Source organism: Ruegeria sp. BHSA191 (genome assembly GCF_059613325.1).
In genome coordinates this window covers 49,959-75,608 of sequence record NZ_JBXWSH010000016.1, presented here as the reverse complement: position 1 = coordinate 75,608, position 25,650 = coordinate 49,959, and the positions used below count along the sequence as shown (strand labels likewise).

The window sequence follows — 25,650 nt, the reverse complement described above, 5'->3', positions numbered from 1 at the left end:
GAGGTAAGCCCAACCGGCCGCCGGGGCAAGCCCCGGCTTGCGCGTCCAGGGGCGGACGGGCATAGTTTCGGCGCAATTCTCAAACGCATGCAGGTGTGCGCAAACGGCATGAACGCTCCGATTTCAACGCAAGACGGTCGCGTGTTCCTTTTTTTGCAGGGGCCGCATGGGCCGTTCTTTCACGGGTTGGGGCGCATGCTGCGGGCGGCCGGCGCCGCGGTCTGGCGGGTGGGGTTCAATGCGGGCGACCGCGCCTTCTGGTTCGACAAGCGCAGCTATGTGCCGTATCGCGGAACGCTGGACGCGTGGCCGCAGGCCTTTGCCGACCTGCTCGAGACCCGGCGGGTAACCGATGTCGTTCTGTACGGCGACGTTCGCCCGGTACATGCCGTGGCGATCCGGATCGCCCGGGCGCGCGGCCTGAGGGTCCATGTTTTCGAGGAAGGCTATCTGCGCCCATGGTGGGTGACCTATGAGCGGAACGGATCGAACGCACATTCCCGGCTGATGGACCTGGACATCGCAACGATGCAGCGAGCCGTGGAACTAACCGAGGGACCGACCCCGCCGCCACCCGCGCATTGGGGCGACATGCGGCAACACGTTTTCTACGGCGCGCTGTACCATTGGTTCGTATTGTTCCTGAATCACGGTTACCGGAACTTCAGACCGCACCGCGATTTGCATGTTTCTCAGGAATTCGGGCTGTATTTCAAACGTCTGATGCGGATGCCCCTGCATCGAATCCGGCGTAGTCTGGCGACCGCCCGCATCCGCCGCGGTGGGTATCCTTATCATCTGGTGCTGTTGCAACTGGCGCATGACAGTTCGGTCCGGGCCCATTCCGAATTCTCGTCGATGTGCGCTTTCCTGCTGCCGGTCATGGAGGGATTCGCCAAGGGCGCCCCGCCACATCACCACCTGGTCATCAAGGAACACCCGCTCGAAAACTGCCGCGAGCCTCTGGCGCGCTTCATCCGCCAGACGGCCCGCCGGCTGGGCATCGCCGACCGTGTCCACCATGTGCCCGGCGGTAAACTGGCCCGTCTTCTGGATCACGCCAAGTCGGCGGTCACCATCAATTCGACGGCAGGTCAGCAGGCGTTGTGGCGCGGCGTCCCGCTGCGCGTGTTCGGCCGGTCGGTCTATGACAAGCCCGAGCTGGTGTCCGACCAGCCGATCGAGGTGTTTTTCGCCGACCCAAGGGGGCCGAACACCGACGCCTATCGCATGTACCGCCAGTTCCTGCTGGGAACCTGCCAGATCCCCGGCGGGTACTATTCGCGGCGGGGCCGCAAACAACTGCTCCGGCAGGTGGTTGACCGGATGCTGCAGGCACACGACCCCTACGCGCGTGCCCTGGCTGGGGGCGCGACCGAAGGGCCACAGTTTCAATCCCGTCCGGCCCGTCGGCTGGCAACGTCTGGAATCTGAGCGCCAAACTCAGTAGCGTCGCGACAAACCAAAAAACACAACACTGGCTGTCGAGGTCAACAACGTGCAGTGCTTCCCAACCCGGTGGATTCGAAAAGTCACTCTTTTCGCGACCGTCGCAATTCTGGCGGCATGCCAGCTTCCCAAGTCCGGGCCCAACAAGACCGAAATCCTGGCTGGTGCGGTTCAGAACGGCGGCAATGCATTTGTCGTAGAAGTAGACGATTTTGTTGCTAAAACTACTGCCGCCATTCCTCAGTACGGGTTCCCACAGGCCTTCCGCGGCGCCCAGAACATCACTTCGGACACAATCCGCCCGGGCGACGTTCTGGGGCTGACCATCTGGGAAAACGTCGACGACGGTCTGCTGTCCGGTGAAACCGGCCCCGCGACCAGCCTGGACGAAGTGCAGGTCGACAGCGAAGGGTACATCTTCATCCCTTATGCAGGCCGCCTGCGGGCCTCGGGCAACACACCCGAACAACTGCGCACTACGATCGCCGACAAACTGCGCGAGCAGACCCCCGACCCTCAGGTGCAGATCCGCCGCGTGGCCGGCGATGGTTCGACCGTATCGCTGACCGGGACCATCGGCGCCCCGGGCATCTATACGATCGAGCGTCCCACCCGAACCCTGTCGACGATGTTGGCGCGCGCCGGCGGCGTAGCGGTTGCCCCGGACATCGCGCTGGTCACCGTGATCCGCGGCAACCAGAGAGGGACGATCTGGTACAATGATCTTTTCCAGAACCCCGAAATGGACATCGCCCTGCGCGGCGGCGACAGGATTCTGGTCGAGCAGGACACGAGATCCTACATCGCGCTGGGGGCCACCGGGGGGCAGTCGCGCGTCGCTTTCGACAGTCAGGACCTCTCGGCGCTCGAGGCTCTGGCCCAGGTGGGCGGGCTGCAGTCGCTCTCGTCCGACCCGACCGGCATCTTCGTTCTGCGCAACGAGCGCGAGGACATCGCCCGCAAGATCGTGGGCCGCTCGGACCTGAAGGGCGAGCAGCGCATGATCTACCTTTTGAACCTGACGGCGCCCAACGGGCTGTTCGTGGCGCGAGATTTCGTGATCCGCGACGATGACACGATCTATGTCACCGAAGCGCCCTATGCCCAGTGGACCAAGTCGATCTCATTGATCGCAGGCGGCCTGACGCCGGTTGCGAACGTGGCCACGCTGACCGGCAATTGATCCGTGCAACCGGCGGCCGATACATCTGATTCCGGCAACCTGGCGCGTCTGCTTGTCTACAATGGCGGGTTTCTGACCCAGCGGCGCATCCGCCGCATTCTGGCCCTGTCAGGCCACAAGGTCGCGCTGGGACTGCCTCGCGCGGGCGACCGGATCGGCGTCTGGGGGCAAAGCCCAACTGCCCATCGCGGGGAACGCGTTGCGGCCCGGTACGACGCCCCGCTGCTGCGCGTCGAAGACGCCTTTCTTCGCTCATTGCACCCCGGCCGCGGAAAAGAGCCGCCGCTTGGCCTGCTGCTCGATGCCTCGGGTGTGCATTTCGACGCCGACCGCCGTTCGGATCTCGAGACCCTGCTGGCCACGCATCCGCTGGACGACACCGCGCTTCTGGACAGGGCGCGCGGCGCGATGCTGCGGATGGCTGAATTGCGGCTGACCAAATATTCCGCATACGACCCCGAGGCAGAACTGCCCGAACCCGGCTATGTGCTGGTGGTCGATCAGACCCAGGGTGACGCCGCCGTCACCGCCAACGGCGGCGACCTGGCCCGCTTTCGCGAGATGCTGGTGATCGCGCAAGAGGAAAACCCCGGCGCCCGTATCATCGTCAAAACTCATCCCGAGACCACGTTGGGATACCGCCCCGGACATTTCGGGCCGCAGGATGAAACCGACCGCATCCGCCTGCTGCGCGACCGGGTCAACATCTGGGACCTGCTGGAAGGCGCGATCGGGGTCTATACGCTGTCGTCGCAACTGGGATTCGAGGCCATTTTGGCCGGACACAAGCCGCGTGTGTTCGGACGGCCATTCTATGCCGGTTGGGGGTTGACCCGCGACGACACCGAAATGCCGCGCCGGCAGCGCAACCTGACCCGCGCGCAGTTGTTCGCGGCCGCGATGATCCTCTACCCCAAATGGTATGATCCATTCCGGGACCGGCTGTGCGAAATCGAGACCGTTCTGGACACGCTCGAGGCGCGCATGCGGGCCTGGCACGAAGACCGGCGGGGCTGGACGGCATCGGGGATGCGGCTGTGGAAACGCCGGCATCTACAGCGCGGCTTTGGAAGCTATCGCAAAATGCGTTTCACCGCTGCGCGCCCCGCCAGCCCAACCCGACCGCACATGGTTTGGGCCAACCATGACCGCGACTCCGAGGGCGTCTTCCGCATCGAAGACGGCTTCTTGCGGTCGCGCGGGTTGGGGGCCCAGTTGGTGCCGCCGCTGTCGCTGGTGGCCGATGATCTGGGCATCTACTACGACCCGACCCGACCCAGCCGGCTCGAGGACTGGGTCGCGCGGCGCGAGACCCTGCGCCCCGATCAGGAACGCCGTGCCCGTCATCTGGTGCAACGCCTGACCCGAGCCGGCCTGAGCAAATACAATATCGGCGGCCCCTGCCCCGATCTGCCGGTCGGGCATCGCATTCTTGTCCCCGGACAGGTCGAGGATGACGCCTCGGTTCTGTTGGGAACCAGCACGGTGCGCACCAACCTGGACCTGCTGCACGCGGCCCGAAAGGCGAACCCGAATGCGGTTGTGATCTACAAACCCCACCCGGATGTCGAAGCCGGGCTGCGCGAAGGCCAGGTCGATGCCGATGGGCTGGCCGACATGGTTCTGACCGGCGTCGACCCAGCCCAGGTTCTGCCGCAGGTGCAGGAGATCTGGACCATGACGTCGGCGCTGGGGTTCGAGGCCCTGTTGCGCGGCATCAAGGTCACGACGCTGGGGGCGCCGTTCTACGCCGGTTGGGGGCTGACCACCGATTTGGGCGCGGTGCCCGCCCGCCGCGGCGCGCGGCCGTCGCTACTGGGCCTCGTGCATGCAGCACTTATCGACTATCCGCGGTATTTCGACCCGATCACCGGTGCCCCCTGCCCAGTCGAGGTTGCGGTCGACCGCCTCGCCCAGGGCGAACCCACGCCATCGGGCGCGGGAAACCGGCTGCTGTCCAAGCTTCAGGGCGCGTTGGCCACGCATGCGCATCTGTGGCGCTGAACCGACCCTAACGCGCGGAGCGGCGCCAGACTTGCAAGACATCGCCGCCCACCGGGCGCGCTTCTGCCAGTTCGAACCCGGGTGCCTCGGACAGGTCTTCAAGCCCCAGAGCCCCGATGGCAGGCAGACCCTCGGCGCCGATCGCCAGACCGGCGGTAAAGCCGACCAATTCATCAACAAGGTCGTCGGCCAGAAGCGACGCTGCCAAGGCCGAGCCGCCTTCGCAGAACACCCTAGTCAGACCCTGCCGGCCCAATTGCTGCAGCAGATCCACGGCATCGATGTGGTGCCCCCGGACTGCACAGGGGATCAGCGTGGCCCCCAATCCCCGCCAGGCGCGGGCGCGTTCCGAGTCCGGCGACGGACCATGGCACAGCCAGACCGGTATCTGTGAAGCGGTGCGTGCCAAGTGCCCCAGCAGCGGGATATCCAGATGGCGTGACACCACAATGCGCACCGGCTGATGCCCAACCCCCAGGTCGCGCACGGTCAGGGACGGATCATCGGCCCGAGCCGTTCCCGCACCGACCATCACCGCGTCGTGTCGCGCGCGCATGGCGTGCACGGCCCGCCGGGATTCGGGGCCGGTTATCCACTTGCTCTGACCCGAGGCGGTTGCGATACGACCATCGAAACTGCTGGCCAGTTTCAGCGTGACGAAGGGGCGCCCCTGTTCGGTCTTCATGAAGAAACCTGCGTGATCCAAGGCGGCCTGATCGGCCATGACACCGGTCGTTACCTCGACCCCGGCGGCCCGGAGCATTTCAAAACCCTGCCCGGCAACGCGCGGATCGCTGTCCTCGATCGCTGAAACAACACGCGCAACACCGGCATCAATCAAAGCCTGCGCACACGGAGGCGTTTTGCCATGGTGCGCACAGGGTTCAAGCGAAACGTAGGCCGTACTTCCGCGGGCGCGTTCACCGGCCTGGGCCAGTGCCTCAGCTTCGGCATGCGGACGCCCGCCCGGCTGGGTCCAACCCCGCCCGACGATCCGGCCATCCTTGACGATGACGCAGCCCACAGCCGGGTTGGGCCAGCACATTCCTTGTCCGCGCCGCCCCAGGGACAGGGCCAGCGCCATGTATCGCTTGTCAGTGTCGGTCACTCGTCCGTCGATGGCTGCGGCGGGCGCAGTTCGTGGACGAACTCCTCGAAATCATCGGCCGCCTGGAAATTCTTGTAAACGCTTGCAAAGCGAACATAGGCGACGGTGTCGATCCGCGCCAGAGCTTCCATGACGATCTCGCCGATCTTGCTGGACGGAATGTCAGTCTCGCCCATGCTTTCCAGCCGGCGCACGATGCCCGAAATCATCTGGTCAATCCGGTCGGGGTCGATCGGGCGTTTCTGCATCGAGATGCGGATCGAACGCTCAAGTTTGTCGCGATCGAAGTCTTCCCGCTTGCCGTTGGATTTAATCACCACCAGATCGCGCAGTTGAACACGCTCGTAAGTGGTGAAACGGCCCCCGCATGCGGGGCAGAACCGGCGCCTGCGGATGGCCACATGATCTTCTGCCGGGCGTGAATCCTTGACCTGAGTATCTATGTTTCCGCAAAACGGGCAGCGCATCCGCCGTCTCCTCGTCCCTTGTTCCGCCTCTTTTTGTCAGCGCTGGGGCCGACTTATCCACAACTATAGGCCAGCCGCTAGGATTTGGGTAGTCGGAAATTTCCACCGCTAGATAATGGGTCAGGCGAAATGCGCGGCCACCTTCCGCAGGTGGGGCGCCGTGCGGTGTTCAAACAGCTAGATCCCCTGCCAAGTCCCCAGCACGGGGTGACCGCCGCGAACGGGGATGGATAGCGATACCGGCATCATCGCGGCCTTGATATGCGCCGGCATGTCATCCGGCCCCTCATAGGTGTGCTTGAGATAGGACATGGACGGGTGGTCGGAAGGCGGCACGAGCCGCGAGAAGAACGCCCCGAGATCCGTCTGCACCTCGGGGTCGGCGTTTTCCTGAATCAGCAACGAACAGGAGGTGTGCCGCACGAAGAGCGTCAGCAGTCCGTCGGCCTCGGTTGCGGACAGCCAGCCCCGGATACGGTCCGTGAACTCGTACAAGCCCTGACCACGGGTCTGAACGGCAAACTCTACCTGCATCGGCCCGGCACCTACCGTTGAAACGGGCGCACGTTGCACCGGGCATTCGCGCCTTGAACCGACATGCTGTAGCCGGGCTGAAACCCCGAGGTGATGAAACTGTTCTGCTGGGGCACGCCACCGGGCGGCGGGTTGAGCGAGAATTGAACCGCGGTTCTGCGACCGGTCGTGACGCTGGGCCCATAGCCGCGCAACACATAGATCGGCTGCTGCCAGCCGGCGCCCAGCTCGCGGCGGGCGAAGTCGGCAGCTGCACACCAATACCCGTCGACATCCTGACGCGAGCGCGGGATGACCTCGAAATCGGTGCTGTTGATGGGTTCGGTGCGATACCCGTTCGGCGCGGCGAAGGACATCGACGGGACGCCGACCGCTCCGACCGCAAGCCACGCGCAAACCACGATCCGCTTCATGTCTGTTCCTTTTCTCCTGTCCTGTCGTACTCAGGCTAGCGCTTGGGCTTGTCCCGGCCAGAACCGATCACGATGTTTTCAGCAATCCTCGCAATCCGTGCGCGCCACTGTCAACCAACGGTGATATCAGGCCAGGGCCTCAATCACCGGGGGTTGTCGCGGAACCGCCCCTCCCCGCGCAGGACGACGGCCAAAAGTACCGCTATCACCCCGGGCACCAGAAGCACGCCTCATCGTACCCGGTCGAATTTTTGGGGAAGGAATCCAGCCGACAATCTCGCCTTTTTGCCTTGCCCTTGCGAAAGGGAGTCCCCACGGCCAGTCACCGCATCGCGGTATGTGCCAGGCCCGGCCACAAGATAATGCGTGTGCCGGGGAGCCGCGGACGGTGTGGTGCGTCTCGTCTCCGGGCTCGTCCCACTCCCCAATGGGAACCGACCCGGCACGAACGGGTATCTAAACCTGTGCTTCGCACTCGGCATTGGATCGGGTGCCAGAGTCATTCGAACTCGGGCCAAACAGTGCCTTCTGCACAATGTTAGACCCCGGCACGACCGTCCCGGTTGTTCAAGAACGAGGTTTGCGCGCATACTCCGACGAACTGCGCTGGCTTGGACGGGTCCCATGGATGTCGAAATCACAAGGCTTAAGCTTTTGGCCGCCGAATTGGAACGCGCGGCGGAAAACCCGGAGCTGGTCGCCCGGGTATTTGACCGCGCCGACCTGACCCCGGCCCAACTCTCGGCGGCCGAAGCCCGGATCAGCGCACAAACCGAGGCTAGCTTCATCCGGCACGCCTGTGATGTGCTGGGCGACATCACCTTTGCAGCCAAGGCCGGATTGCGGGTCACTTCGGCGTCCAGCCTTGCGGCCTATATCAGCAAATATTCGCGCGACCTGAAGCAGGTGATGGAAAACACCATTCGTTTTCACCGCTTCATCGACCCGACCCTTGGTTTCAGCATGGACCTGTCCGGCAACGCTGCCACGCTGGGGCTGCATTGGAAAGATGCGCGTTTCGCCCGGTATCACCGCCGGACCGAGTTTCTGATCTTCGCCGCCATCGCCCGAATGCGCACGCTGACGGGAGTGCACCTCAACCCGATCGAGATCCGGTTCCAGCACCAGGTCGGGCGGCATGAGGCACGCTTTTCAAGGCTTGCCGGTTTTCCCGTCCGCTTCGGCATGGAGCAGATGGAGATCCTGCTTCCGCTGACGGCGCTGGACCTGCCCATCCCCACTTACGATCCCCGCCTTCGAGAACATCTTCTGGCCTATGGCGAACGGCTGCTGGCCGAAAACGGACAAGAGCGGCAAACCCTGCGCAGCCGGGTCGAGGGGGTGATCACGCAATCCCTCCCGGGCAGGATCATACGCGCCGAAGACGCCGCTCAAACGCTGGCCATGAGCCCGCGTACCTTTGCCCGTCGTCTTGGAGCCGAAGGCACCAGTTTTCGCCAGATCGTCGATGACCTGCGCTGTGATCTGGCCCAGACCCTGCTGCGAAACGAGATGACCCTGGCCCAGGTCGCCTATGCGCTTGGCTACGCCGATCAGTCGGCGTTTTCGACGGCTTTCAAACGATGGACCGGGCACCCGCCCAGCACCTTGAAGGCCCGGGTGGACCATCCAATCCAACCGTGAAGGGTGGCCGAGGGTCATCGGCGTCACCACCTCGCCCCGGCCCGTCCCATGAGTGGACATTGACCATATGGAGCGCGTGACGGCCAACCGCATGCGCGGTTATGCCAAGTTGATTACATGTTTGGACAGTGTGACCCTGTCTGCCCCGCAACGAAAAAAGGCGCCTCGATCGAGGCGCCTTTGAGATCACTGATCCAGGAAAGACCGCAATTTGCGGCTGCGGCTGGGGTGTTTCAGCTTGCGCAGCGCCTTGGCTTCGATCTGCCGGATCCGTTCGCGGGTCACGCTGAACTGCTGGCCGACCTCTTCCAGCGTGTGGTCGGTGTTCATGCCGATGCCGAACCGCATCCGCAGAACCCGTTCCTCGCGCGGGGTCAGCGAAGCTAGAACCCGGGTCGTGGTTTCCTTGAGGTTTTCCTGAATGGCGCTGTCCAGCGGCAGCACGGCATTCTTGTCCTCGATGAAATCGCCCAGCTGGCTGTCTTCCTCGTCGCCGATCGGGGTTTCCAGAGAAATCGGCTCCTTGGCGATCTTCATCACCTTGCGAACCTTCTCCAGCGGCATCTGCAGCTTTTCGGCCAGTTCCTCGGGCGTCGGCTCGCGGCCGATCTCGTGCAGCATCTGGCGGCCGGTCCGCACCAGCTTGTTGATCGTCTCGATCATGTGCACCGGGATACGGATGGTGCGCGCCTGATCCGCGATCGAGCGCGTGATTGCCTGACGGATCCACCAGGTCGCGTAGGTCGAGAACTTGTAGCCACGGCGGTATTCGAACTTGTCCACGGCCTTCATCAGGCCGATATTGCCTTCCTGAATGAGATCAAGGAATTGCAGGCCACGGTTCGTGTATTTCTTGGCGATCGAGATCACCAGGCGAAGGTTGGCTTCGACCATTTCCTTCTTGGCCTGACGTGCCTCTTTCTCGCCCTTCTGAACCTGCTGGACGATACGGCGGAACTCGCTGATGTCCAGACCGACATACTGACCGATCTGCGCCATGTCGTTGCGCAGCTCCTCGACCTTGTCCGACGAGCGTTCGATGAACATCTGCCAGCCACGTCCCGGCTTTTGGGCCATGTCGGAAAGCCAGTTGGGATCAAGTTCACGACCACGGTATTCGTCGATGAACTCGCGCCGGTTGATGCGGGCCTGATCGGCCAGCTTGACCATGGCGCTGTCCAGCGACATGATCCGCTTGTTGATACCGTACAACTGGTCGATCAGGGCCTCGATCCGGTTGTTGTGCAGGTGCAGCCCGTTCACCAGTTCGACGATCTCCGAGCGCAACTTCTGATAGGTCGCCTCGTCCTCCGCGCTGAACGAGCCATCTTCGTTCAGCGTGGCCGAGATCCGACTGTCCTGCATCTCGGACAGCATCGCGAAGTCGGTCGAAATACGTTCGAGCGTCGTCAGGACCTGATCCTTGAGCGCGGCCTCCATCGCCGCCAGCGACATGTTCGCCTGATCTTCCTCGTCGTCGTCATCGTCCGAAGCGATCGGGTTTCCGTCGGCATCCAGTTCTGGGCCGGTGTCCTTAGCGGGTTTCGACGCCTGAACCTTCGACGTATCGACGACGGGCTCCTCAACGTCTCCGTCCTCGTCCAATTGGTTGCCGAAGGTGGCCTCCAAGTCGATCACGTCGCGCAGCAGGATGTCCTCGGACAGCAGTTCGTCATGCCAGATCGAGATCGCCTGGAAGGTCAGCGGGCTTTCGCAAAGGCCGGCGATCATGGTGTTGCGTCCGGCCTCGATCCGCTTGGCGATGGCAATCTCGCCCTCGCGACTCAGCAACTCGACGCTGCCCATCTCGCGCAGATACATGCGCACCGGATCGTCGGTGCGGTCCAGCTTTTCGGTCTGCGACCCCGCCAGCGCAACCTCGCGGTTGCTGTCGGTCGTGACCAGATCGGTCGAGCCCTTCTGCTCTTCCTCCTCGGCCTCTTCGTCTTCGATGATGTTGATGCCCATCTCGGACAGCATCGACATCACGTCCTCGATCTGCTCCGAACTGACCTGATCCGGCGGCAGGACCTGGTTGAGCTGGTCGTAGGTGATATAGCCTTTCTCGCGGGCCTCGGCGATCATCTTCTTGACCTGGGCCTGGCTCATGTCCAGCGAGATTTCCTGTTCCTGGTCGTCGGACTTCCGTTCCTCGTTGGTATCCTTGGCGGCCATTCAGTGCTCCTGCAGGGATGGGTGATTCGATGGAACCGAATCATTAGCGCGTAGAAGTGATTCGGCCACCCGTTTACCCGTTTTTCTTTTCCAGTGCTTTATGAAAACACCACCTCAGCGGCGTTTCCGCTCGAACTTGATGCCCGACATGATCGCCTGAAACGCGTCCTTCTCATCGCGATTGATTCGCGCCCCGTTCTCAGCAATGTCGAATACGGCCCTGTCCTCGTTCTGGCTGCGACTTGCGCGGTTTCGCTCTTCGGCGGCTTGCGCCAACCGGAACGTCAATGCCTCGTCCGTTACGTCAGACAGTTCCTCCTCGGCCTCGGCAATCTCGGCATCCAGCCCCCGGAGCGCTTTGATTTTTGCGAGTTCCTCGGCCAGTGTCATCTGTGCCTTTTCGACGTCGCCCGGTTTGTGCACACAGGGGATCACTGCGACATGGCGAAGGCCCAGCAGGTTTTCAAGAGGGCCGGCCCCCAAAGTTTCGACAATGTGGTCCTTTAGGTTGTCCGGGTCGTCGATCGCGTGGCGCAGAACGGCATCGCGCAGAGCGGCCAGTTCGGGGTCGAGGCACTCCATCTCCTCCAGCTGGGTCTCGAACTGGATCACGACCTGAGGGTTCAGGATCGCAATCGCCAGGATCGCCGCTTCACGCAGGCGGATTTCAGCGTTTTCCGTGGACGCCAGAAACGACGATCGCGCGCTTGGCGTCGGCGCTCGCCGCTCGGGCTGCCATTTCCCGCGCGGCTGCCAAGTGCGGGGGCCGGACTGCCGCTGCGGGCGGAAAAGCTGCCAGCGCAGGTCCTTGATCTCCTGCCCGTAATGGGCGCGGATCGATGGGTCGCGGATCAGCTGGATCTTTTCGCGCAGCGCCTTGTCCAGGGCCGCCTTGCGCTCGGGGCTATCGAACACCTTGCCCTCGGTTTCGCGCCGCCACAGAAGCCTGACCATCGGTATGGCCGCGTCCAGTACCGCCTGAACCGCCGCCGGGCCTTCGGCGCGTAGCAGATCGTCGGGGTCCTTGCCCTCGGGCATCAGAGCGAACCGCAGAGACTTGCCGGCCACCAACAACGGCAGCGCCAGGTCGATGGCCCGCATCGCTGCGCGCAGACCGGCCGTGTCGCCATCCAGCGCGATGATCGGCTCGTCGGCGATGCGCCACAGCATGTGCAACTGATGTTCTGTTATCGCGGTGCCCAGCGGCGCGACGGCGGCGCCGAAACCTGCCTCGGACAGGGCGATCACATCCATATAGCCCTCGGCCACGATCAGCGGGTGCCCCTTGCCCGCAGCCTGACGGGCCGGTCCGTGGTTGTAGAGGCTTCGCCCCTTGTCGAACAGCGCGGTTTCGGGCGAATTCAGATATTTGGCGTTATCATTGGGATCCATCGCCCGCCCACCGAACGCGATGCAACGGCCGCGCGGGTCGCGGATCGGGAACATGATGCGGTTGCGGAACGTGTCATAGGGCTTTTTGCCCTTGGTCGACGGTTTAGCCAGACCGGCGCCCAGGATCAGGTCCTCGGCCACGTTCTTGCCGCGCAGGTGGTCCCACAACGCCTGCCAGCCGTCGGGCGCAAACCCGATTTCCCAGCGGTCCAACGCCTGAGTGTTCAGACCGCGGCGGTCCAGATAGGCGCGCGCCTCGGCCCCTGCCCCGGTCTTGAGTTGCAGGCGGAAGAACTGAACCGCCTGCTCCATGACATCGGCCAACTGCGCCCGATGGTCCTGCTTTTCCTGCGCTTTGGGGTCGCGCGCGGGCATCGGCAATCCGGCCTCGCGAGCCAGGATTTCGACAGCTTCCATGAACGAGACATTCTCGGTGTCTTTCACGAAGCTGATCGCGTCGCCCTTGGCGTGACACCCGAAGCAGTAATAGAACCCTTTCTGGTCATCCACATGGAACGAGGCCGTCTTTTCGTGATGGAACGGGCATGGCGCCCACATGTCGCCCTTGCCCGGATTGGACTTGCGATTGTCCCACATAACCTTGCGCCCAACGACCTGAGACAGGCTCAGACGGGTGCGCAGCTCATCCAGAAATCCAGGGGGCAATGACATGTGTCATACATGGCAGAAACGGGACCGCCCGCCAAGGGCGCGGCAGGCCTTTGTCCACAGCCAATTGGCAGCCCTGTGGATTATTGCTGCAGGCACAGCTCCATCCAGGCGGCGCCGAGGTCTTTTTTGCGGATATCGCGCATCTTCTGCTCGTAGACCCACGGGGTGATCAGCGGGATCGCGGCGTTGTAGTTCTCGGGCCATGTTGGGCCGGCCTCAGCCACCGCCTGCGGGACGTCCCGTTCCTTCACGCGATCCAGCCGCGCCTTCTGGATCGCGGCAACGACCTCGGCCTGGTATTTGCAGCTTTGTTCCTTGGTTTCAGCGGCAGCCAGCGGCGTGGCCAGCAGGGCGGCGGCAAGTGCGATGCGCAGCATTGGGTCCTCTTGGAATCGTTACCTCGGCCCAGTCTAGCGGCGCGCGGCGACGCCTTCCATGGCCCTTTTCAGATCATGCACCAATGATGCGGCCATCGACCGGAACACCATGATCTGAAAGGCTTTCTCACCGATCCGGGTAATCGAGGCGTTCATGTGAAACAGCAGCGTCCGCGCCGTATGCCCGCGTTTGAAGTGCTGCGGGCGCAGATCGACGGGCACCAAACGGGCCAAAACATCCTCGGCCACGTCGCCCTCAAGCCGCACCACGGCCCAGGCATCGGACTGGTCGACGACCGCGGCGTGGGCGGACAGCGAAGGGTCCGGTGCGGGGCCGATCAGCATGGCCTGACCCGGGCCGAACCAGATGGCCCGCGCGCCTTCTTTCCCAGTGGCGCGGTTCGGGGCCGGCAGGGCCATGCCATGCGCCGCCTTCATCGCGTCGGACAGTGCTTTGGTCTGCCCTTGAAAGGCCGAAACCGCATGTATCGCGCCCGGGTCGACCTCGGTGACCGAGACCGTTCCAATGGTCAGCGGCAGCAGCCCGTCACACGGGGTCTGAGCAATCAGCTTATCCACGCACACGCTCTCCCTCTGGATCAAAGAACACCGGGTCCGTCACCTCACACAGCGTGGTCACGCCGCGCAGGTGATCGACCATCTTGACGATCTCGCCATGACGGTCGGGGCCATCGGCCAGAAACGCCAGCCCCAGCATGCTGCCCAGCGTTGGCGAATAGCAGACCGAGGTCACATAGCCCTGATCGTTGGTGCGTACCGGCGCGTCCTCTTCGTTGTACAGATGCGCACCTGCCAGCAACTGGCGGCTTTCCCCGATGGGTTTGAGCCCGACCAACCGCTCGCGCCCCGGCGCCTCAAGCCCTGGGCGTTCGGACATAGTTTTGCCGATGCAGTCCTTTTTCTGCGACACCATCCGCCCCATCCCGATGTCATAGGCCGTGGTCCGCCCGTGGATTTCGGCATGGGTGATGAACCCCTTCTCGATCCGCAGGACGTTAAGCGCCTCCATCCCATACAGGCCGCCACCCAGCGCCTCGGCCCGTTGGGTCAGAATGTCGAACAGGCTGGCCCCATACCGCGCAGGCACGGCGATCTCATAAGCGTGTTCGCCCGAGAACGAGATCCGGAACAGACGCCCCGGCACCCCCAGAACCGAAACCGGACCGCAGGCCATGAACGGCCATTCAGCATCATCCAGCGGGGTGTCCAGCACGCCGTTCAGCACCTCGCGCGATTTGGGGCCGGCCACGGCGAATTGCGCCCATTGTTCCGTCACTGAAACCAGCGACACGTCCCAATCGGGCCGCAGCCCCTGGCGGACAAATTCCAGATGTTTCATCACGTCACCGGCGGCGGCGGTCGTGGTGGTCATCAGGAAATGACTGTCACCCAACCGCGCGGTGGTGCCGTCATCCATGACGAACCCATCCTCACGCAGCATCAGCCCATAGCGCACGCTCCCGACCTTCAGCGTCGAAAACGTGTTGGTATAGACGAAATCCAGAAACTGCGCGGCGTCGCGCCCCTGAATGTCGATCTTGCCCAGGGTCGACACATCGCACACGCCGACCGCCGTGCGCACCATCTGCACCTCGCGGTCGCAGGACTGGCGCCACGTGGTCTCGCCCGGCTGCGGGAAATAACTAGGCCTGTACCATAGCCCGGCCTCGACCATCGGTGCCCCGCGCGCCACCGACGCCTTGTGCGAGGTGGTGAACCGCTGCGGTTTGAAACCCGCCCCCTCGGACCCCGCGCCCAGCGCAGCGATGGCAATCGGCGTGTAAGGCGGGCGAAAGGTGGTGGTTCCGGTTTCGGCAATCCCGCGCCCGGTGGCATCCGCCAGCACGGCCAGCGCCGCGACATTCGAGTTCTTGCCCTGATCGGTGGCCATGCCCTGCGTGGTATAGCGCTTCATGTGCTCGACCGAGCGGAAATTCTCGGTCGCGGCCTGTTTGACATCCTTGACGGTCACGTCGTTCTGGAAATCCAGCCACGCGCGCCCCTTGCCCGGTACCGCCCACAGCTGCGCGATTCCATAGGGCTGGTCCTCGGCCTGCGGCGGCTCGGGCTTGGGCGCCTTGAGGCCCAGGTCACCCAGCGCCTCGGTCGCAGCCGAAATGCCCTCGCGCAGACAGGCAGCGGTGGAAAACGCGCCGTTGCAGGCCCCGGCCGTGCGCATCCCGGGCACGGCGCCCGGCGTGGGCACGAAGGCGGCAATGTCACGCCGCCAGGTCGGTCGACCGTTCATGTGGCAGGTCAGGTGGACCGAGGGGTTCCATCCGCCGGTCATCGCCAGACAATCGGTCTGAATGCGCTCTTCTCCGCTGGCGCGGCGCACGGTGATCGACTCCAGCCCCTTGCGCCCTGAACTGCCACAGACCTGCGCCCCGCGCAGCACCGGATAATCGGATGTCACCGGCCCGTCATGGCGGCTGTCGATCACGGCGGCAACGTGGACCCCAGCCGCCAACAGGTCGCGGGCCGTCCGGTGGATGTCATCGGTGTTGCCGAAGATCGTGACACTCCGGCCGGCCGCGACGCCCCAGCGGTTCAGATAGGCCCGCACGGCCCCGGCGGTCATGATGCCGGGCCGGTCATTGTTTCGAAACGCCACCGGGCGTTCCAGCGCCCCGGCCGCCAGAACCGAGCGGCGGGCGGCGATCCTCCAATATGTTTCCAGCGGCGCACCGGCAGGACGGTCGCCCGTATGGTGCAAGACCCGTTCGAGCGCGGCAAAGGTGCCCTGGTCGTAGGCCCCGGCAATCGTCGTGCGGGTCATCAGCCGCACATTCTCCATCGCCCGCAGCTCGGCCAGAACCTCGTCTACCCAAACGTGACCCGGCTTGCCATCCACCTCGAGCGTCTCGGCCAGCAGACGCCCGCCCATCTGGTTGCTTTCGTCGGCCAGAATGACATCCGCCCCGGCTCGGCCGGCCGTCAAGGCGGCCATCAAACCCGCGGGGCCAGCCCCGATCACTAGCAGATCGCAGAAGGCATAGGCACTTTCATACGTGTCGGCATTGGCCTGCCCGGACAGCGCGCCCAACCCCGCGGCGCGGCGGATCATCGGTTCGTACAGCTTCTCCCAAAAGCTGCGGGGCCACATAAAAGTCTTGTAGTAGAAGCCCGCCCCCAGAAAGGGCGCGGCCAGATCGTTCACCGCCATCACGTCGAAGCTCAGACTGGGCCAGCGGTTCTGGCTGCGCGCCTCGAGGCCCGGATAGATCTCTTGCATCGTGGCCCGCACATTCGGGTCCTGCGCGGCACCTCGGCCGATGGTGACCAGGGCGTTCGGCTCTTCGCTGCCAGCAGTCAGAACGCCGCGCGGGCGATGATACTTGAACGACCGCCCCATCAGGCGCACGCCATTGGCCAGCAGCGCCGAGGCCAGTGTGTCGCCCTCAAAGCCCTGATACCGGATTCCGTCAAAGGAAAACTCGACCGGTGTGCCGCGGTCGATCAGCCCCCTTCCAGCGACCCTCATCGTTTGCCCCCGGACGCAGGCTCGGTCGCCGATATTTCGTGGGTCAGCGTGTTTCGGGTCACGACGATCCATGCGCCGCAGCCGCCCTCGTGATACCACAGATCCCGCGTCTCGCCCGCCGGGTTGTCGCGCAGATAGACGAAATCGTCCCAGGCGTCAGGCCCGGCATCCGGGACGGGCCGGTCCAGGTCGACGGCGGCCCCGCGATAGTAGAACTCGCGGCGGTCGCGCTCGCCGCAATACGGACAGGTGATCCTCATGGCCGCGCCTCCTGGCTTTCACAAGTATTCGAACGAAACATCCCGGCCCGCCCCTAATGCAGATTGTGCTGAGAGCCCTTGCCCTCTTCATCGATGATCCCGCGCCCGGTGCGGAAACGATCCAGCCGGAACCCTGTCGCGTTCTCGTGGTACCGGTCGGTGGCCATGAGGTGGGCAAACACGTTGCCCGAGCCCGGAACCGCCTTGAACCCGCCGTAGTTCCAGCCGCAGTTCAGATACAGCCCGTCGATAGGGGTGCGGTCGATGATCGGCGACCCGTCCGGCGACATGTCCATGATCCCGCCCCAGGACCGCAGCACCCGGGCCTTGCCGATCATCGGCATCAGCGCCATACCGGCCTCCATCACGCTTTCGACCGTGGGCAGATTGCCCCGCGCCGCGTAGGAGGCATAGAAATCCAGGTCGCCGCCGAACACCAGCCCGCCCTTGTCGGATTGGCTGATGTAGAAATGCCCCATCCCGAAAGTCACGACGTGGTCGATGCAGGGCTTTAGCCCCTCGGTCACAAAGGCCTGAAGCACGTGGCTTTCGATCGGCAAGCGCATCCCGGCCATCGCCGCGACCTGGCTGGACCGGCCTGCAACCACGATCCCCACCTTCTTGGCCCGGATCGCCCCGCGCGTCGTCTGCACCCTGCGCACGGCGCCGTTTTCGATGTCGATGCCCGTGACCTCACAATTCTGGATCAGATCCACCCCGCGCTGGTCCGCCCCGCGGGCATAACCCCAAGCCACGGCATCATGCCGCGCTGTACCGCCGCGCGGATGGTATAGACCGCCATAGATGGGAAAGCGCAGATCGTCATAGTTCAGATACGGCAGCATCTCGCGCAGTGCATCGCGGTCCAGCAAGATGGCATCGTCGCCTTGGCTGATCATCATGTTGCCCCGCCGCGCGGCTGCGTCCCGCTGCCCGTCCGAATGGAACAGGTTGATGATGCCTCGCTGTGAATGCATCACGTTGTAGTTCAGGTCCTCTTCCAACCCCTCCCACAGCTTGAGGGAATGCGAATAGAACTCGGAATTTCCTTGCAGAAAATAGTTGGCGCGAACGATTGTCGTGTTGCGCCCCACATTGCCGCCGCCGATATAGCCCTTTTCCAGCACGGCGACATTTGTCAGCCCGTGCTCTTTCGCCAGATAATACGCGGTGCTGAGACCGTGCCCCCCACCGCCGATGATGACGATGTCATATTCGGCTTTGGGCTCGGGATCACGCCAATGCGCCGTCCAACCTTTGTTGCCGCTCAGCCCTTCCTTCAGGACGCGTAAGCCGGAAAAGCGCATTCAGATCTCCCTGCGGGTTTGCTGGCATCAAACCAACTTCCAAAAGGAGTAGCAATCCGGGCTCGGGGCTCCGCATCCGTTTTCGACAAGAACTTGTCAACGCGCGACCAAACCGGTCGCAAACGAATTCGCCCTCAGAACCGCAGACGGAAGGCAACACCGACGATCGGAGCGGTATCATAGCCCTGCCGGCTGACCTCTTGCCCCGCTGCATTGTCCAGGCGCAACTCGCCGTCAAACTCGGCACCCGCAAATGCCGACAGCGAAACTCCGGGGTTTGGCGCGTATTCAACCGACAAAACGACTGGAATGCTGCTGTCCTCGCCCACGCCGCCCGGTGCCAACCCGCTATCATTCAGCTGAAAGCGGACCCGCTCGGACCGAACGGCAAGCCCCACGCTGACACTTTCCGAAGCCTTGTATTCCAGCGTGACGCCGGGGCCTTGAGTGGCCCCCAGCGCGCGCCCGGTGCTCAGACGCCAGCGCTCGGCAAAAGTCCAATCGACAAGTAGCGCGGGAAAGATTTCGAGGTCATTGGTTCCAACCTCGGAGAACACGCCAAATGCCGGGCCGATGCGCAGATTGGGGTTCACCGCCCATGAAATGCCGGCGAAGGCACCATAGGTGAAACCGTCCGAGGCACTGGCGCCGGTCTCGTAGTCCCATCGCAATTGGGGCGAGACGATCACCGCAGCCCCGTTGTCCAAAGTGAAGCGCAATGGAACGCTCAGGCGAATGTCGCGGATGTCGTCCCACGGCTGGTTTCCGGGCAACCCGAAATCGTAGGCAAACTGACCGAAACTAGCCAGCAACCCCACAAAGGACCCGTCACCATAGCCGTAAATGCCGCCTGCCCGCAGGAACGCGCGCGATGCGCTGAAATCACCGCCGCCCTCAAGATCGGCGCTGCCCTGATAGACAACCAACCCTTCCACAGTCGGCGTCCAGCCTTGTCGGGGTTGGGCAATGGCAGCAGTCGCAAGCGCCAAGGTCGCGGACCCAATCGCCGCGGCCCAAGCTACAGAACGGGTCATTTGCATGAGATCCTCGGTGGCTTCACTGCATGAACTCCAGCGCAGGATGTGCGGCAACCGGACTTTTTGTCAAAGCCCGATTGCCCAGTTTCCGAGACGTCAAAGGCCTTTGGCGCGATAGCTTTTGGCCACGCGGTCGATGGACACGATGTAGGCCGCGGTGCGCAGGTCCTCGACGTCATTGCGATCGTGCCATACTTCACGCATCGCTTGGTAGGCGATGCGCATCGTGTCATCCAGGCCCGAACGCACCAACTCGAGCTCATCCGCACCTTTGAGGTATTTGGCCTTGAAGTCCGGAGACATCGACCATGCATCGCCAAGATAGCGGTCCAGCCGTTCCAGCTCCTTCACGATCAGCTCGTGTCGCGCCTCTTCCTGACGGCGCTGCATCCGGCCGAAACGAATGTGACTCAGGTTCTTGACCCATTCGAAATACGAGACCGTCACACCGCCCGCGTTGGCATACATGTCGGGAATGATCACGGTGCCCTTCTTGCGCAGAACTTCGTCGGCCCCGGCGGTCACCGGACCATTCGCTGCCTCGATGATCAGCGGCGCCTTGATGCGCTCGGCATTGGACAGGTTGATCACGCCCTCCAGCGCCGCCGGGATCAGGATATCGCACTCCTCTTCCAGCACAGCAGTGCCTTCGGCGGTATGCGTCGCATCCGGGTAGCCCTTCACGCCCCCATGTTTGACGATCCATTGATGCACCGCCTCGACGTCGATCCCCTCGGGGTCATACAGAGCACCGTCGCGCTCGATGATGCCCACGATCAACGATCCGTCCTCTTCGCTGAGGAATTTGGCCGCGTGATAGCCTACGTTGCCCAACCCCTGAACGATGACCCGCTTGCCCTCCAGCGACCCCGACAGGCGCGCCTTCTTGACGTCCTCAGGATGGCGGAAGAATTCGCGCAGCGCATATTGGATGCCACGTCCCGTCGCCTCGACCCGGCCCGAGATGCCGCCCGCATTCAGCGGCTTGCCGGTCACGCAGGCCCTCGCGTTGATATCGGTGGTGTTCATCCGCGCGTATTGGTCGGCGATCCAGGCCATCTCGCGCTCGCCGGTGCCCATGTCGGGGGCCGGAACGTTCTGCGAGGGGTTGATCAGGTCGCGCTTGGCCAGTTCATAGGCGAAACGGCGGGTGATCTGCTCCAGTTCATGCTCTTCATATTTGCGCGGGTCGATGCGCAAACCGCCCTTGGACCCGCCGAAAGGCGCCTCGACCAGGGCACACTTGTAGGTCATCAGCGCGGCAAGCGCCTCGACCTCGTCCTGGTTCACGGCCATGGCATAGCGGATACCACCCTTTACCGGCTCCATGTGTTCGGAATGAACCGAGCGATATCCGGTGAAGGTATGGATCTGCCCTCGCAACCGAACCCCGAAACGGACGGTGTAGGTGGCGTTGCACACCCGGATCTTCTCCTCCAGCCCCGGCGGAAGATCCATCAGGGCGGCCGCCCTGTTGAACATCAGATCCACGCTTTCCCGAAAGCTGGGTTCCTTGATGGTCGTCATAAAATCCTCCATAACGGTAGACGACGAAGCAATGGCGTTTTGTCGCACCCTTGGCAGGTGGCTGCAATCACGATCTGCACTTTTTTTCATCAGCTTGTGAACGGCAGGTTTGCGCGCGCAGACCTGAGTCGCCGCAGGTTAACCATTTGGTCAAATTGTCAACTTACCGGAAACAAAGCCCCGCCATCACCCGGAATGCGGACGATTCTCATTCAAAAAGAGCGCTCTAGGGGCAAATCCGCCCAATTCTCGCCACGTTCTGTGGGTAATTTTGTACACGAAATTTTTACGCGTCCGCTCTCTGCTCCGCGAGGTATCCAAAATGGCAACGCCGAATAACTATTTCAAAAAGGTCCGTGCCAACAGTGTTTTTTGTCGCGTCCGTCAATTTGCCGCGAACGAAGACGGCACCTTCACTATTTTGGTCGTTTTCCTGTTTCTGGCACTTCTTGCCGCAGCCGGGATCGGCGCGGACTTGATGAATTACGAGCGCGACAGAGCCAACTTGCAGTCGACTCTTGACCGGGCGGTACTTGCTGCCGCCGATCTGGACCAGAAAGAACCTCCCCAAAAGGTGGTCGAAGCCTATCTCGAAAAAGCCGGTCTGCTGGAGCAACTGAAAACAGTAGAGGTTCAGGAGTCATTCGGAACCCGCAAAGTGTCGGCAACGGCAGAAGCAGTGGTGGAAACGAACTTCATGCGCCTCTCCGGTATCAAAACCATGACGGCTCCTGCAGCAAGCGCCGCTGAGGAATCGATCGGTGCCGTCGAAATTTCGCTGGTGCTGGATATTTCTGGATCAATGGGCAATGCTTCGGCCACTGCCGGAAAAACGAAACTGCAGGTTTTGCAGGACGCTGCTGTCGATTTCGTTCGACTTATGCTGGACAGGGAAGACGGTGGTTCGGACGGCATATCGATTTCGATTATTCCTTATGCCACCCAAGTCAACGCTGGAGAGCCGATCCTGAGCAAGTTCACAAATGTAACGCAAGAGCATAGCTACTCTCACTGCGTGAACTTTATTCCCGAGCAATACAGCGATTCAGACCTGCATCGGGATGACACGCTCGAACGGACCGCTCATTTCGATCCATTCACCTATTCCGAGGGCACCATCCGGATGCCGGTGTGCCCGGTTCGTGCCGGCAGCGCGATCACCCCGGTGACCGATAATCTGGTCGCATTGGAGAACCAGATCAAGGCCTTGACCGCTCAGGGGAACACATCAATCGATGTGGGCATGAAATGGGGCACCGCCCTCTTGGACCCGAGTATGCGTGGTATCGTGGCCGATCTTTCCGCAGAAGGTCTGGTGCCAGCCAAGTTTGCCAACCGCCCGACGGATTACGGCGGCGACGTTCTAAAGATTGCGATCGTTATGACCGATGGTCAGAACACGGATCAGTACATGCTGAACCCATCGCTGCGCGAAGGAATGTCTGATGTGTGGTACAACGAAGAAGCAGAAGAATACACGATTTACCATTCTCAGGGCAAACCCAATTACTTCTGGCCACAGCAAGACATGTGGGCTGATCATCCATTTGGCAGCCCCGACCCCGAAACGCCAGCCAATGAAGAGGTCGGGACGGCTGTTCGGTTGAGCTATCCGGAACTGTTCAACCGCGTCTCGCTGGCCTGGAATGCCAAGTACAACTACTATTGGCAGTCCAGCGGCTGGGCCGAATGGTATTCCAAGGCATATTCCAAGGTGGAAACATCCGCCAAGAACCAGCACACCAAGCACATTTGCGATGCGGCCAAGGATCAGGGCATCATCGTTTATGGCATCGCTTTCGAAGCGCCCCGCTCCGGATACAGAACGATCAAAAACTGCGCGAGTTCGGACAGCCATGTGTATGACGTCGAAGGGCTGGACCTGGAAAAAGCCTTCGCGTCGATTGCATCCTCGATCAGAAAACTTCGGTTGACCCAATGATTAAGTTGCTCGAGTCCAGAATGCGTCGGTTCCGACGCTCGGAAGATGGCAACGCAACAATCGAGTTCATCTTCATCTTCCCTGCCTTCATGTTCTTCGTGTTGTCGGGTGTCGAACTCGCCTTGCTGACGACGCAGCAGGGCATGCTGGAAAGGGCCGTCGACATAACAGTTAGGGACATTCGTCTTGGAACCGGCAACAACCTGCAACATGACGATATCAAGGACGTCGTTTGTGAGCGTGCCCAGTTTATCAAGAACTGCTCGGAAAACCTTCGCCTGGAGATGATCAAACAAGACCCATTTCAGGTTTTGGCTCTTCCAGAAACGCCAGACTGCACCGACAACTCGGAGCAAGTAAACCCCGTTCGCAACTTTGAAAACGGCCTCGAGAACGAACTGATGATATTGCGGGTCTGCGCGAAAATTGATCCGGTATTCCCCACGTCGGCAATGGGACGAGCGTTGGTGGATGAAACCGGGCAATACGCCTTGACCGCGACGACTGCGTTTGTACAGGAGCCTTCGTAAAATGTGGACTAGTCTAAGGCGCATAGGAACCCGTATCAGCCAGTTCAAGCGAGACGAAAGTGGAATTCTGACCGTCGAAGCGATAATGATCTTTCCGCTTCTGTTTTGGGCGGTGACCGCGACCTATGTCGTGTTTGAGGGATTTCGCCAGAGCGCATCGAATTTGAAAGCCGCATACACGATTGGCGACCTAATCTCGCGAGAAACCCGTACGATCACAGAGACATATGTCGACACGCTTCATGAACTTATGGAAGCGATGGTAAACAATCGATCGGAAATGAGGATGCGCATTTCTCTGATCGTTTATGATGAAGAAGAAAAGCGTCACGAAGTACGTTGGTCCACGGTGCGTGGGTACGATTTTGAATGGACCAACGCCAACATCAAGGAAATAGAAAACAGCCTTCCGCCAATGCCTGATCAGGACACGTTGATCCTCGTTGAAACATCCAACGACTATGTACCGTTTCGCACTCCAGGATGGGGCATCGGAACAGGAATTACATTTGATAACTTCGTGTTTACGCGACCTCGATTCACCAACGAAGTTGCGGGCGCAGTTTAGCCGTCGGATTCGCCCGCCAACAACGCGGACAGCATCTCAGACATGAACTTGGTCTCGGCGGCGGCCGTCATGCCGCCGACACCAACCCGTCGCCCGATGCGCCACCACAGGCCGGGCGCCCAGGCGCGCTCGGCCCTGCTTTTGGTCGTGACCAGAAAACCGTTTGACGGTTTGAACGCAAACACACCGCGGTCCACGCCTTCGATATCCGCCACGTCCAGAATCCTGATGCCGCTGCCCGTGCGCAGTTCCGTGCGCGTCAGCTCGATCCGGTCGGCAGTCGCGTGCCAGACCCGATGCGCCAACCAAAGGGCCGAGCCGCCGACGGCGAACAGAAAAACCTGCCACAGCGGCGCGGGCGGTCTGGCCAAGGCGACATAGATCACCAGCGCCCCAACCGACAGCAGCATCGCCACCCCCATCCACCGACGTGCCGCCGAGGCCTGCACCGTCGCCAGAATCTCGTCCTGCATCCGAACCTCCATTCGTTTCAGACCCCGTACCTGAAATTCCGCGACAACAACAGACCATTGACGGATTTGTTGAAACACGCACAGGCGCGGTGAGTTTTCGTTGAATTGACCGCAGCGCGTCGCCGCCCATATTCACAATCACAACCGCAGGAGGCCCTATGTCCCTTAGACCCACCCTCGAAACCCGCAAAGCCGTTCCGACTCTTGAAGGCGCCGGCGTTAAGCTGCACCGCGCATTTGGTTTTCAGGACCCGTCCGAGCTGGATCCGTTCCTTCTGTTCGATGATTTCCGGAACGAGGTCCCTCGGGACTATCTGGCTGGGTTTCCCTGGCACCCCCATCGCGGAATCGAGACGATCACCTATGTGCTGTCCGGTACGGTCGAACACAAGGATTCGCTGGGCAACAGCGGGACCCTCGGCGCTGGCGACGTGCAATGGATGACCGCCGGATCGGGAATCCTGCATCAAGAGATGCCCAAGGGGAACGCGTCAGGGCAGATGCATGGGTTTCAGTTGTGGGGCAACCTGCCCTCGGCCCAGAAAATGACTGCACCCCGGTATCAGGACGTGCAAGGCAAGGACATTCCCGAAATCGTAGATGACGACGGCACCCGGGTTCGGGTCATCGTCGGCACGTTCTGGGGAAAGACCGGCCCGGTGGACGGAATCGCGGCCGACCCGCAATACCTGGATATCTCGGTTCCCGCCGGTGTCCGAAAGACCTTCAAGATCGACACCTACCGTCGCGCCTTTGCCTATGTGTTCGAAGGGCAGGCCGCCTTTGCGGATGCCTCCAAGCCCAGAGGGGTCCTGCTGGAGAAAGAAGTCGCCGGGCAGGAAGTGAACATCCGGGACATGTCCGGAAACCGAACCCTTGTGCGCTTTGGAACGGGTGACGAAGTAACCGTCCAGGCGGGACCGGACGGGGTACGGTTCCTACTGATTTCAGGGGCTCCGATCAACGAGCCCGTGGCCTGGCACGGACCGATCGTCATGAACACCCGCGCCGAGCTTGAACAGGCCTTTCGCGAGTTGCGCAACGGCACCTTCATCCGACCTGCCCATTGACGGCCCAGGCGGA

22 protein-coding genes are annotated in these 25,650 nt (G+C 62.1%); 8 read left to right on the top strand and 14 right to left on the bottom strand.

Going from position 1 to position 25,650, the window contains the following annotated elements; translation table 11 throughout:
- The first annotated feature begins 108 nt into the window (after positions 1-108).
- The 3 genes from AC2FNS_RS14765 (at position 109) to AC2FNS_RS14755 (ending at position 4,636) form a co-directional block, all read left to right on the top strand.
- Positions 109-1,434: a capsule polysaccharide biogenesis protein gene (locus tag AC2FNS_RS14765; protein WP_496710976.1), complete on the top strand. Its 1,326-nt coding sequence runs from the start codon at positions 109-111 to the stop codon at positions 1,432-1,434.
- Positions 1,435-1,498: 64 nt separating this feature from the next.
- On the top strand, positions 1,499-2,632 hold the full coding sequence (locus tag AC2FNS_RS14760; RefSeq protein WP_496687059.1) for a polysaccharide biosynthesis/export family protein: 1,134 nt from the start codon (positions 1,499-1,501) through the stop codon (positions 2,630-2,632).
- A gap of 3 nt (positions 2,633-2,635) precedes the next feature.
- Positions 2,636-4,636, top strand: a complete 2,001-nt coding sequence (locus AC2FNS_RS14755; RefSeq protein ID WP_496710911.1) for a capsule polysaccharide biogenesis protein — start codon at positions 2,636-2,638, stop codon at positions 4,634-4,636.
- Between the two features lie 7 nt (positions 4,637-4,643).
- On the opposite strand, the gene ribD is transcribed toward AC2FNS_RS14755, so the two are convergent.
- The 4 genes from ribD to AC2FNS_RS14735 form a co-directional block, all read right to left on the bottom strand.
- Complete coding sequence (gene ribD / locus AC2FNS_RS14750; RefSeq protein WP_496710912.1) at positions 4,644-5,744, bottom strand: bifunctional diaminohydroxyphosphoribosylaminopyrimidine deaminase/5-amino-6-(5-phosphoribosylamino)uracil reductase RibD; 1,101 nt, start codon at positions 5,742-5,744, stop codon at positions 4,644-4,646.
- Complete coding sequence (gene nrdR, locus AC2FNS_RS14745) at positions 5,741-6,211, bottom strand: transcriptional regulator NrdR (protein ID WP_490360843.1); 471 nt, start codon at positions 6,209-6,211, stop codon at positions 5,741-5,743. Before nrdR ends, ribD begins: the two co-directional genes overlap by 4 nt.
- A gap of 177 nt (positions 6,212-6,388) precedes the next feature.
- Positions 6,389-6,745: a secondary thiamine-phosphate synthase enzyme YjbQ gene (locus tag AC2FNS_RS14740; protein WP_496803898.1), complete on the bottom strand. Its 357-nt coding sequence runs from the start codon at positions 6,743-6,745 to the stop codon at positions 6,389-6,391.
- Between the two features lie 11 nt (positions 6,746-6,756).
- A complete protein-coding gene (locus AC2FNS_RS14735) occupies positions 6,757-7,158 on the bottom strand; it encodes a hypothetical protein (protein WP_490360845.1) in 402 nt (133 codons plus the stop codon).
- Positions 7,159-7,782: 624 nt separating this feature from the next.
- On the opposite strand from AC2FNS_RS14735, the gene AC2FNS_RS14730 reads away from it, so the two are divergent.
- Positions 7,783-8,802 carry an AraC family transcriptional regulator gene (locus AC2FNS_RS14730; RefSeq protein WP_496710913.1) on the top strand — a complete coding sequence of 340 codons (1,020 nt, stop codon included), beginning with the start codon at positions 7,783-7,785 and terminating at the stop codon, positions 8,800-8,802.
- Positions 8,803-8,988: 186 nt separating this feature from the next.
- On the opposite strand, the gene rpoD is transcribed toward AC2FNS_RS14730, so the two are convergent.
- The 9 genes from rpoD to AC2FNS_RS14685 all read right to left on the bottom strand — a co-directional run bounded on the left by rpoD (position 8,989) and on the right by AC2FNS_RS14685 (position 21,054).
- A complete protein-coding gene (rpoD, locus tag AC2FNS_RS14725) occupies positions 8,989-10,977 on the bottom strand; it encodes an RNA polymerase sigma factor RpoD (RefSeq protein ID WP_496679575.1) in 1,989 nt (662 codons plus the stop codon).
- 114 nt (positions 10,978-11,091) lie between these two features.
- Entirely contained in the window at positions 11,092-13,041 is a 1,950-nt protein-coding gene (gene dnaG / locus AC2FNS_RS14720) for a DNA primase (RefSeq protein WP_496797572.1), read from the bottom strand.
- An 80-nt stretch (positions 13,042-13,121) separates the two neighbouring features.
- On the bottom strand, positions 13,122-13,418 hold the full coding sequence (locus tag AC2FNS_RS14715) for a hypothetical protein (protein WP_149776787.1): 297 nt from the start codon (positions 13,416-13,418) through the stop codon (positions 13,122-13,124).
- 33 nt (positions 13,419-13,451) lie between these two features.
- On the bottom strand, positions 13,452-13,997 hold the full coding sequence (locus tag AC2FNS_RS14710) for a sarcosine oxidase subunit gamma (RefSeq protein WP_496710916.1): 546 nt from the start codon (positions 13,995-13,997) through the stop codon (positions 13,452-13,454).
- Positions 13,990-16,923 (bottom strand): sarcosine oxidase subunit alpha family protein, encoded by a 2,934-nt coding sequence (locus AC2FNS_RS14705; RefSeq protein WP_496710917.1) that lies wholly within the window; start codon positions 16,921-16,923, stop codon positions 13,990-13,992. The genes AC2FNS_RS14710 and AC2FNS_RS14705 overlap by 8 nt, the downstream gene beginning before the upstream one ends.
- Positions 16,920-17,183: a sarcosine oxidase subunit delta gene (locus AC2FNS_RS14700; RefSeq protein WP_496687046.1), complete on the bottom strand. Its 264-nt coding sequence runs from the start codon at positions 17,181-17,183 to the stop codon at positions 16,920-16,922. Before AC2FNS_RS14700 ends, AC2FNS_RS14705 begins: the two co-directional genes overlap by 4 nt.
- Positions 17,184-17,236: 53 nt before the next feature.
- Positions 17,237-18,490, bottom strand: a complete 1,254-nt coding sequence (locus tag AC2FNS_RS14695) for a sarcosine oxidase subunit beta family protein (RefSeq protein ID WP_496710918.1) — start codon at positions 18,488-18,490, stop codon at positions 17,237-17,239.
- Between the two features lie 134 nt (positions 18,491-18,624).
- Positions 18,625-19,524, bottom strand: coding sequence for a hypothetical protein (locus AC2FNS_RS14690; RefSeq protein ID WP_496710919.1), 900 nt, complete (start codon positions 19,522-19,524; stop codon positions 18,625-18,627).
- A gap of 99 nt (positions 19,525-19,623) precedes the next feature.
- A complete protein-coding gene (locus AC2FNS_RS14685; protein ID WP_496679563.1) occupies positions 19,624-21,054 on the bottom strand; it encodes a Glu/Leu/Phe/Val family dehydrogenase in 1,431 nt (476 codons plus the stop codon).
- A gap of 322 nt (positions 21,055-21,376) precedes the next feature.
- Here AC2FNS_RS14685 and AC2FNS_RS14680 point away from each other — a divergent pair, with 322 nt between their 5' ends.
- From AC2FNS_RS14680 to AC2FNS_RS14670, 3 genes are read left to right on the top strand one after another with little or no spacing between them, the layout of a single operon-like run.
- A complete protein-coding gene (locus AC2FNS_RS14680; protein WP_496710920.1) occupies positions 21,377-22,996 on the top strand; it encodes a pilus assembly protein TadG-related protein in 1,620 nt (539 codons plus the stop codon).
- Positions 22,993-23,526 carry a TadE/TadG family type IV pilus assembly protein gene (locus tag AC2FNS_RS14675; RefSeq protein ID WP_496710921.1) on the top strand — a complete coding sequence of 178 codons (534 nt, stop codon included), beginning with the start codon at positions 22,993-22,995 and terminating at the stop codon, positions 23,524-23,526. The genes AC2FNS_RS14680 and AC2FNS_RS14675 overlap by 4 nt, the downstream gene beginning before the upstream one ends.
- A gap of 1 nt (position 23,527) precedes the next feature.
- Complete coding sequence (locus AC2FNS_RS14670; RefSeq protein WP_496710922.1) at positions 23,528-24,094, top strand: TadE/TadG family type IV pilus assembly protein; 567 nt, start codon at positions 23,528-23,530, stop codon at positions 24,092-24,094.
- On the opposite strand, the gene AC2FNS_RS14665 is transcribed toward AC2FNS_RS14670, so the two are convergent.
- Positions 24,091-24,567, bottom strand: coding sequence for a hypothetical protein (locus AC2FNS_RS14665; protein WP_496710923.1), 477 nt, complete (start codon positions 24,565-24,567; stop codon positions 24,091-24,093). The two genes, AC2FNS_RS14670 and AC2FNS_RS14665, sit on opposite strands and share 4 nt — an antisense overlap.
- Positions 24,568-24,725: 158 nt before the next feature.
- Between AC2FNS_RS14665 and AC2FNS_RS14660 the strand changes: the two genes are divergently transcribed.
- Entirely contained in the window at positions 24,726-25,637 is a 912-nt protein-coding gene (locus tag AC2FNS_RS14660) for a pirin family protein (protein ID WP_496687035.1), read from the top strand.
- Positions 25,638-25,650 lie beyond the last annotated feature (13 nt).

Coding starts and splice junctions, on each gene's coding strand:
- dnaG (WP_496797572.1), bottom strand. CDS start 13,041: ATGTCATTGCCCCCTGGATTTCTGGATGAGCTGCGCACCCGTCTGAGC.
- rpoD (WP_496679575.1), bottom strand. CDS start 10,977: ATGGCCGCCAAGGATACCAACGAGGAACGGAAGTCCGACGACCAGGAA.
- AC2FNS_RS14730 (WP_496710913.1), top strand. CDS start 7,783: ATGGATGTCGAAATCACAAGGCTTAAGCTTTTGGCCGCCGAATTGGAA.
- AC2FNS_RS14660 (WP_496687035.1), top strand. CDS start 24,726: ATGTCCCTTAGACCCACCCTCGAAACCCGCAAAGCCGTTCCGACTCTT.
- AC2FNS_RS14765 (WP_496710976.1), top strand. CDS start 109: ATGAACGCTCCGATTTCAACGCAAGACGGTCGCGTGTTCCTTTTTTTG.
- AC2FNS_RS14705 (WP_496710917.1), bottom strand. CDS start 16,923: ATGAGGGTCGCTGGAAGGGGGCTGATCGACCGCGGCACACCGGTCGAG.
- AC2FNS_RS14695 (WP_496710918.1), bottom strand. CDS start 18,490: ATGCGCTTTTCCGGCTTACGCGTCCTGAAGGAAGGGCTGAGCGGCAAC.
- AC2FNS_RS14670 (WP_496710922.1), top strand. CDS start 23,528: ATGTGGACTAGTCTAAGGCGCATAGGAACCCGTATCAGCCAGTTCAAG.
- AC2FNS_RS14680 (WP_496710920.1), top strand. CDS start 21,377: ATGGCAACGCCGAATAACTATTTCAAAAAGGTCCGTGCCAACAGTGTT.
- AC2FNS_RS14675 (WP_496710921.1), top strand. CDS start 22,993: ATGATTAAGTTGCTCGAGTCCAGAATGCGTCGGTTCCGACGCTCGGAA.
- AC2FNS_RS14665 (WP_496710923.1), bottom strand. CDS start 24,567: ATGCAGGACGAGATTCTGGCGACGGTGCAGGCCTCGGCGGCACGTCGG.
- AC2FNS_RS14740 (WP_496803898.1), bottom strand. CDS start 6,745: ATGCAGGTAGAGTTTGCCGTTCAGACCCGTGGTCAGGGCTTGTACGAG.
- AC2FNS_RS14685 (WP_496679563.1), bottom strand. CDS start 21,054: ATGACGACCATCAAGGAACCCAGCTTTCGGGAAAGCGTGGATCTGATG.
- nrdR (WP_490360843.1), bottom strand. CDS start 6,211: ATGCGCTGCCCGTTTTGCGGAAACATAGATACTCAGGTCAAGGATTCA.
- AC2FNS_RS14690 (WP_496710919.1), bottom strand. CDS start 19,524: ATGACCCGTTCTGTAGCTTGGGCCGCGGCGATTGGGTCCGCGACCTTG.
- AC2FNS_RS14700 (WP_496687046.1), bottom strand. CDS start 17,183: ATGAGGATCACCTGTCCGTATTGCGGCGAGCGCGACCGCCGCGAGTTC.
- AC2FNS_RS14715 (WP_149776787.1), bottom strand. CDS start 13,418: ATGCTGCGCATCGCACTTGCCGCCGCCCTGCTGGCCACGCCGCTGGCT.
- AC2FNS_RS14735 (WP_490360845.1), bottom strand. CDS start 7,158: ATGAAGCGGATCGTGGTTTGCGCGTGGCTTGCGGTCGGAGCGGTCGGC.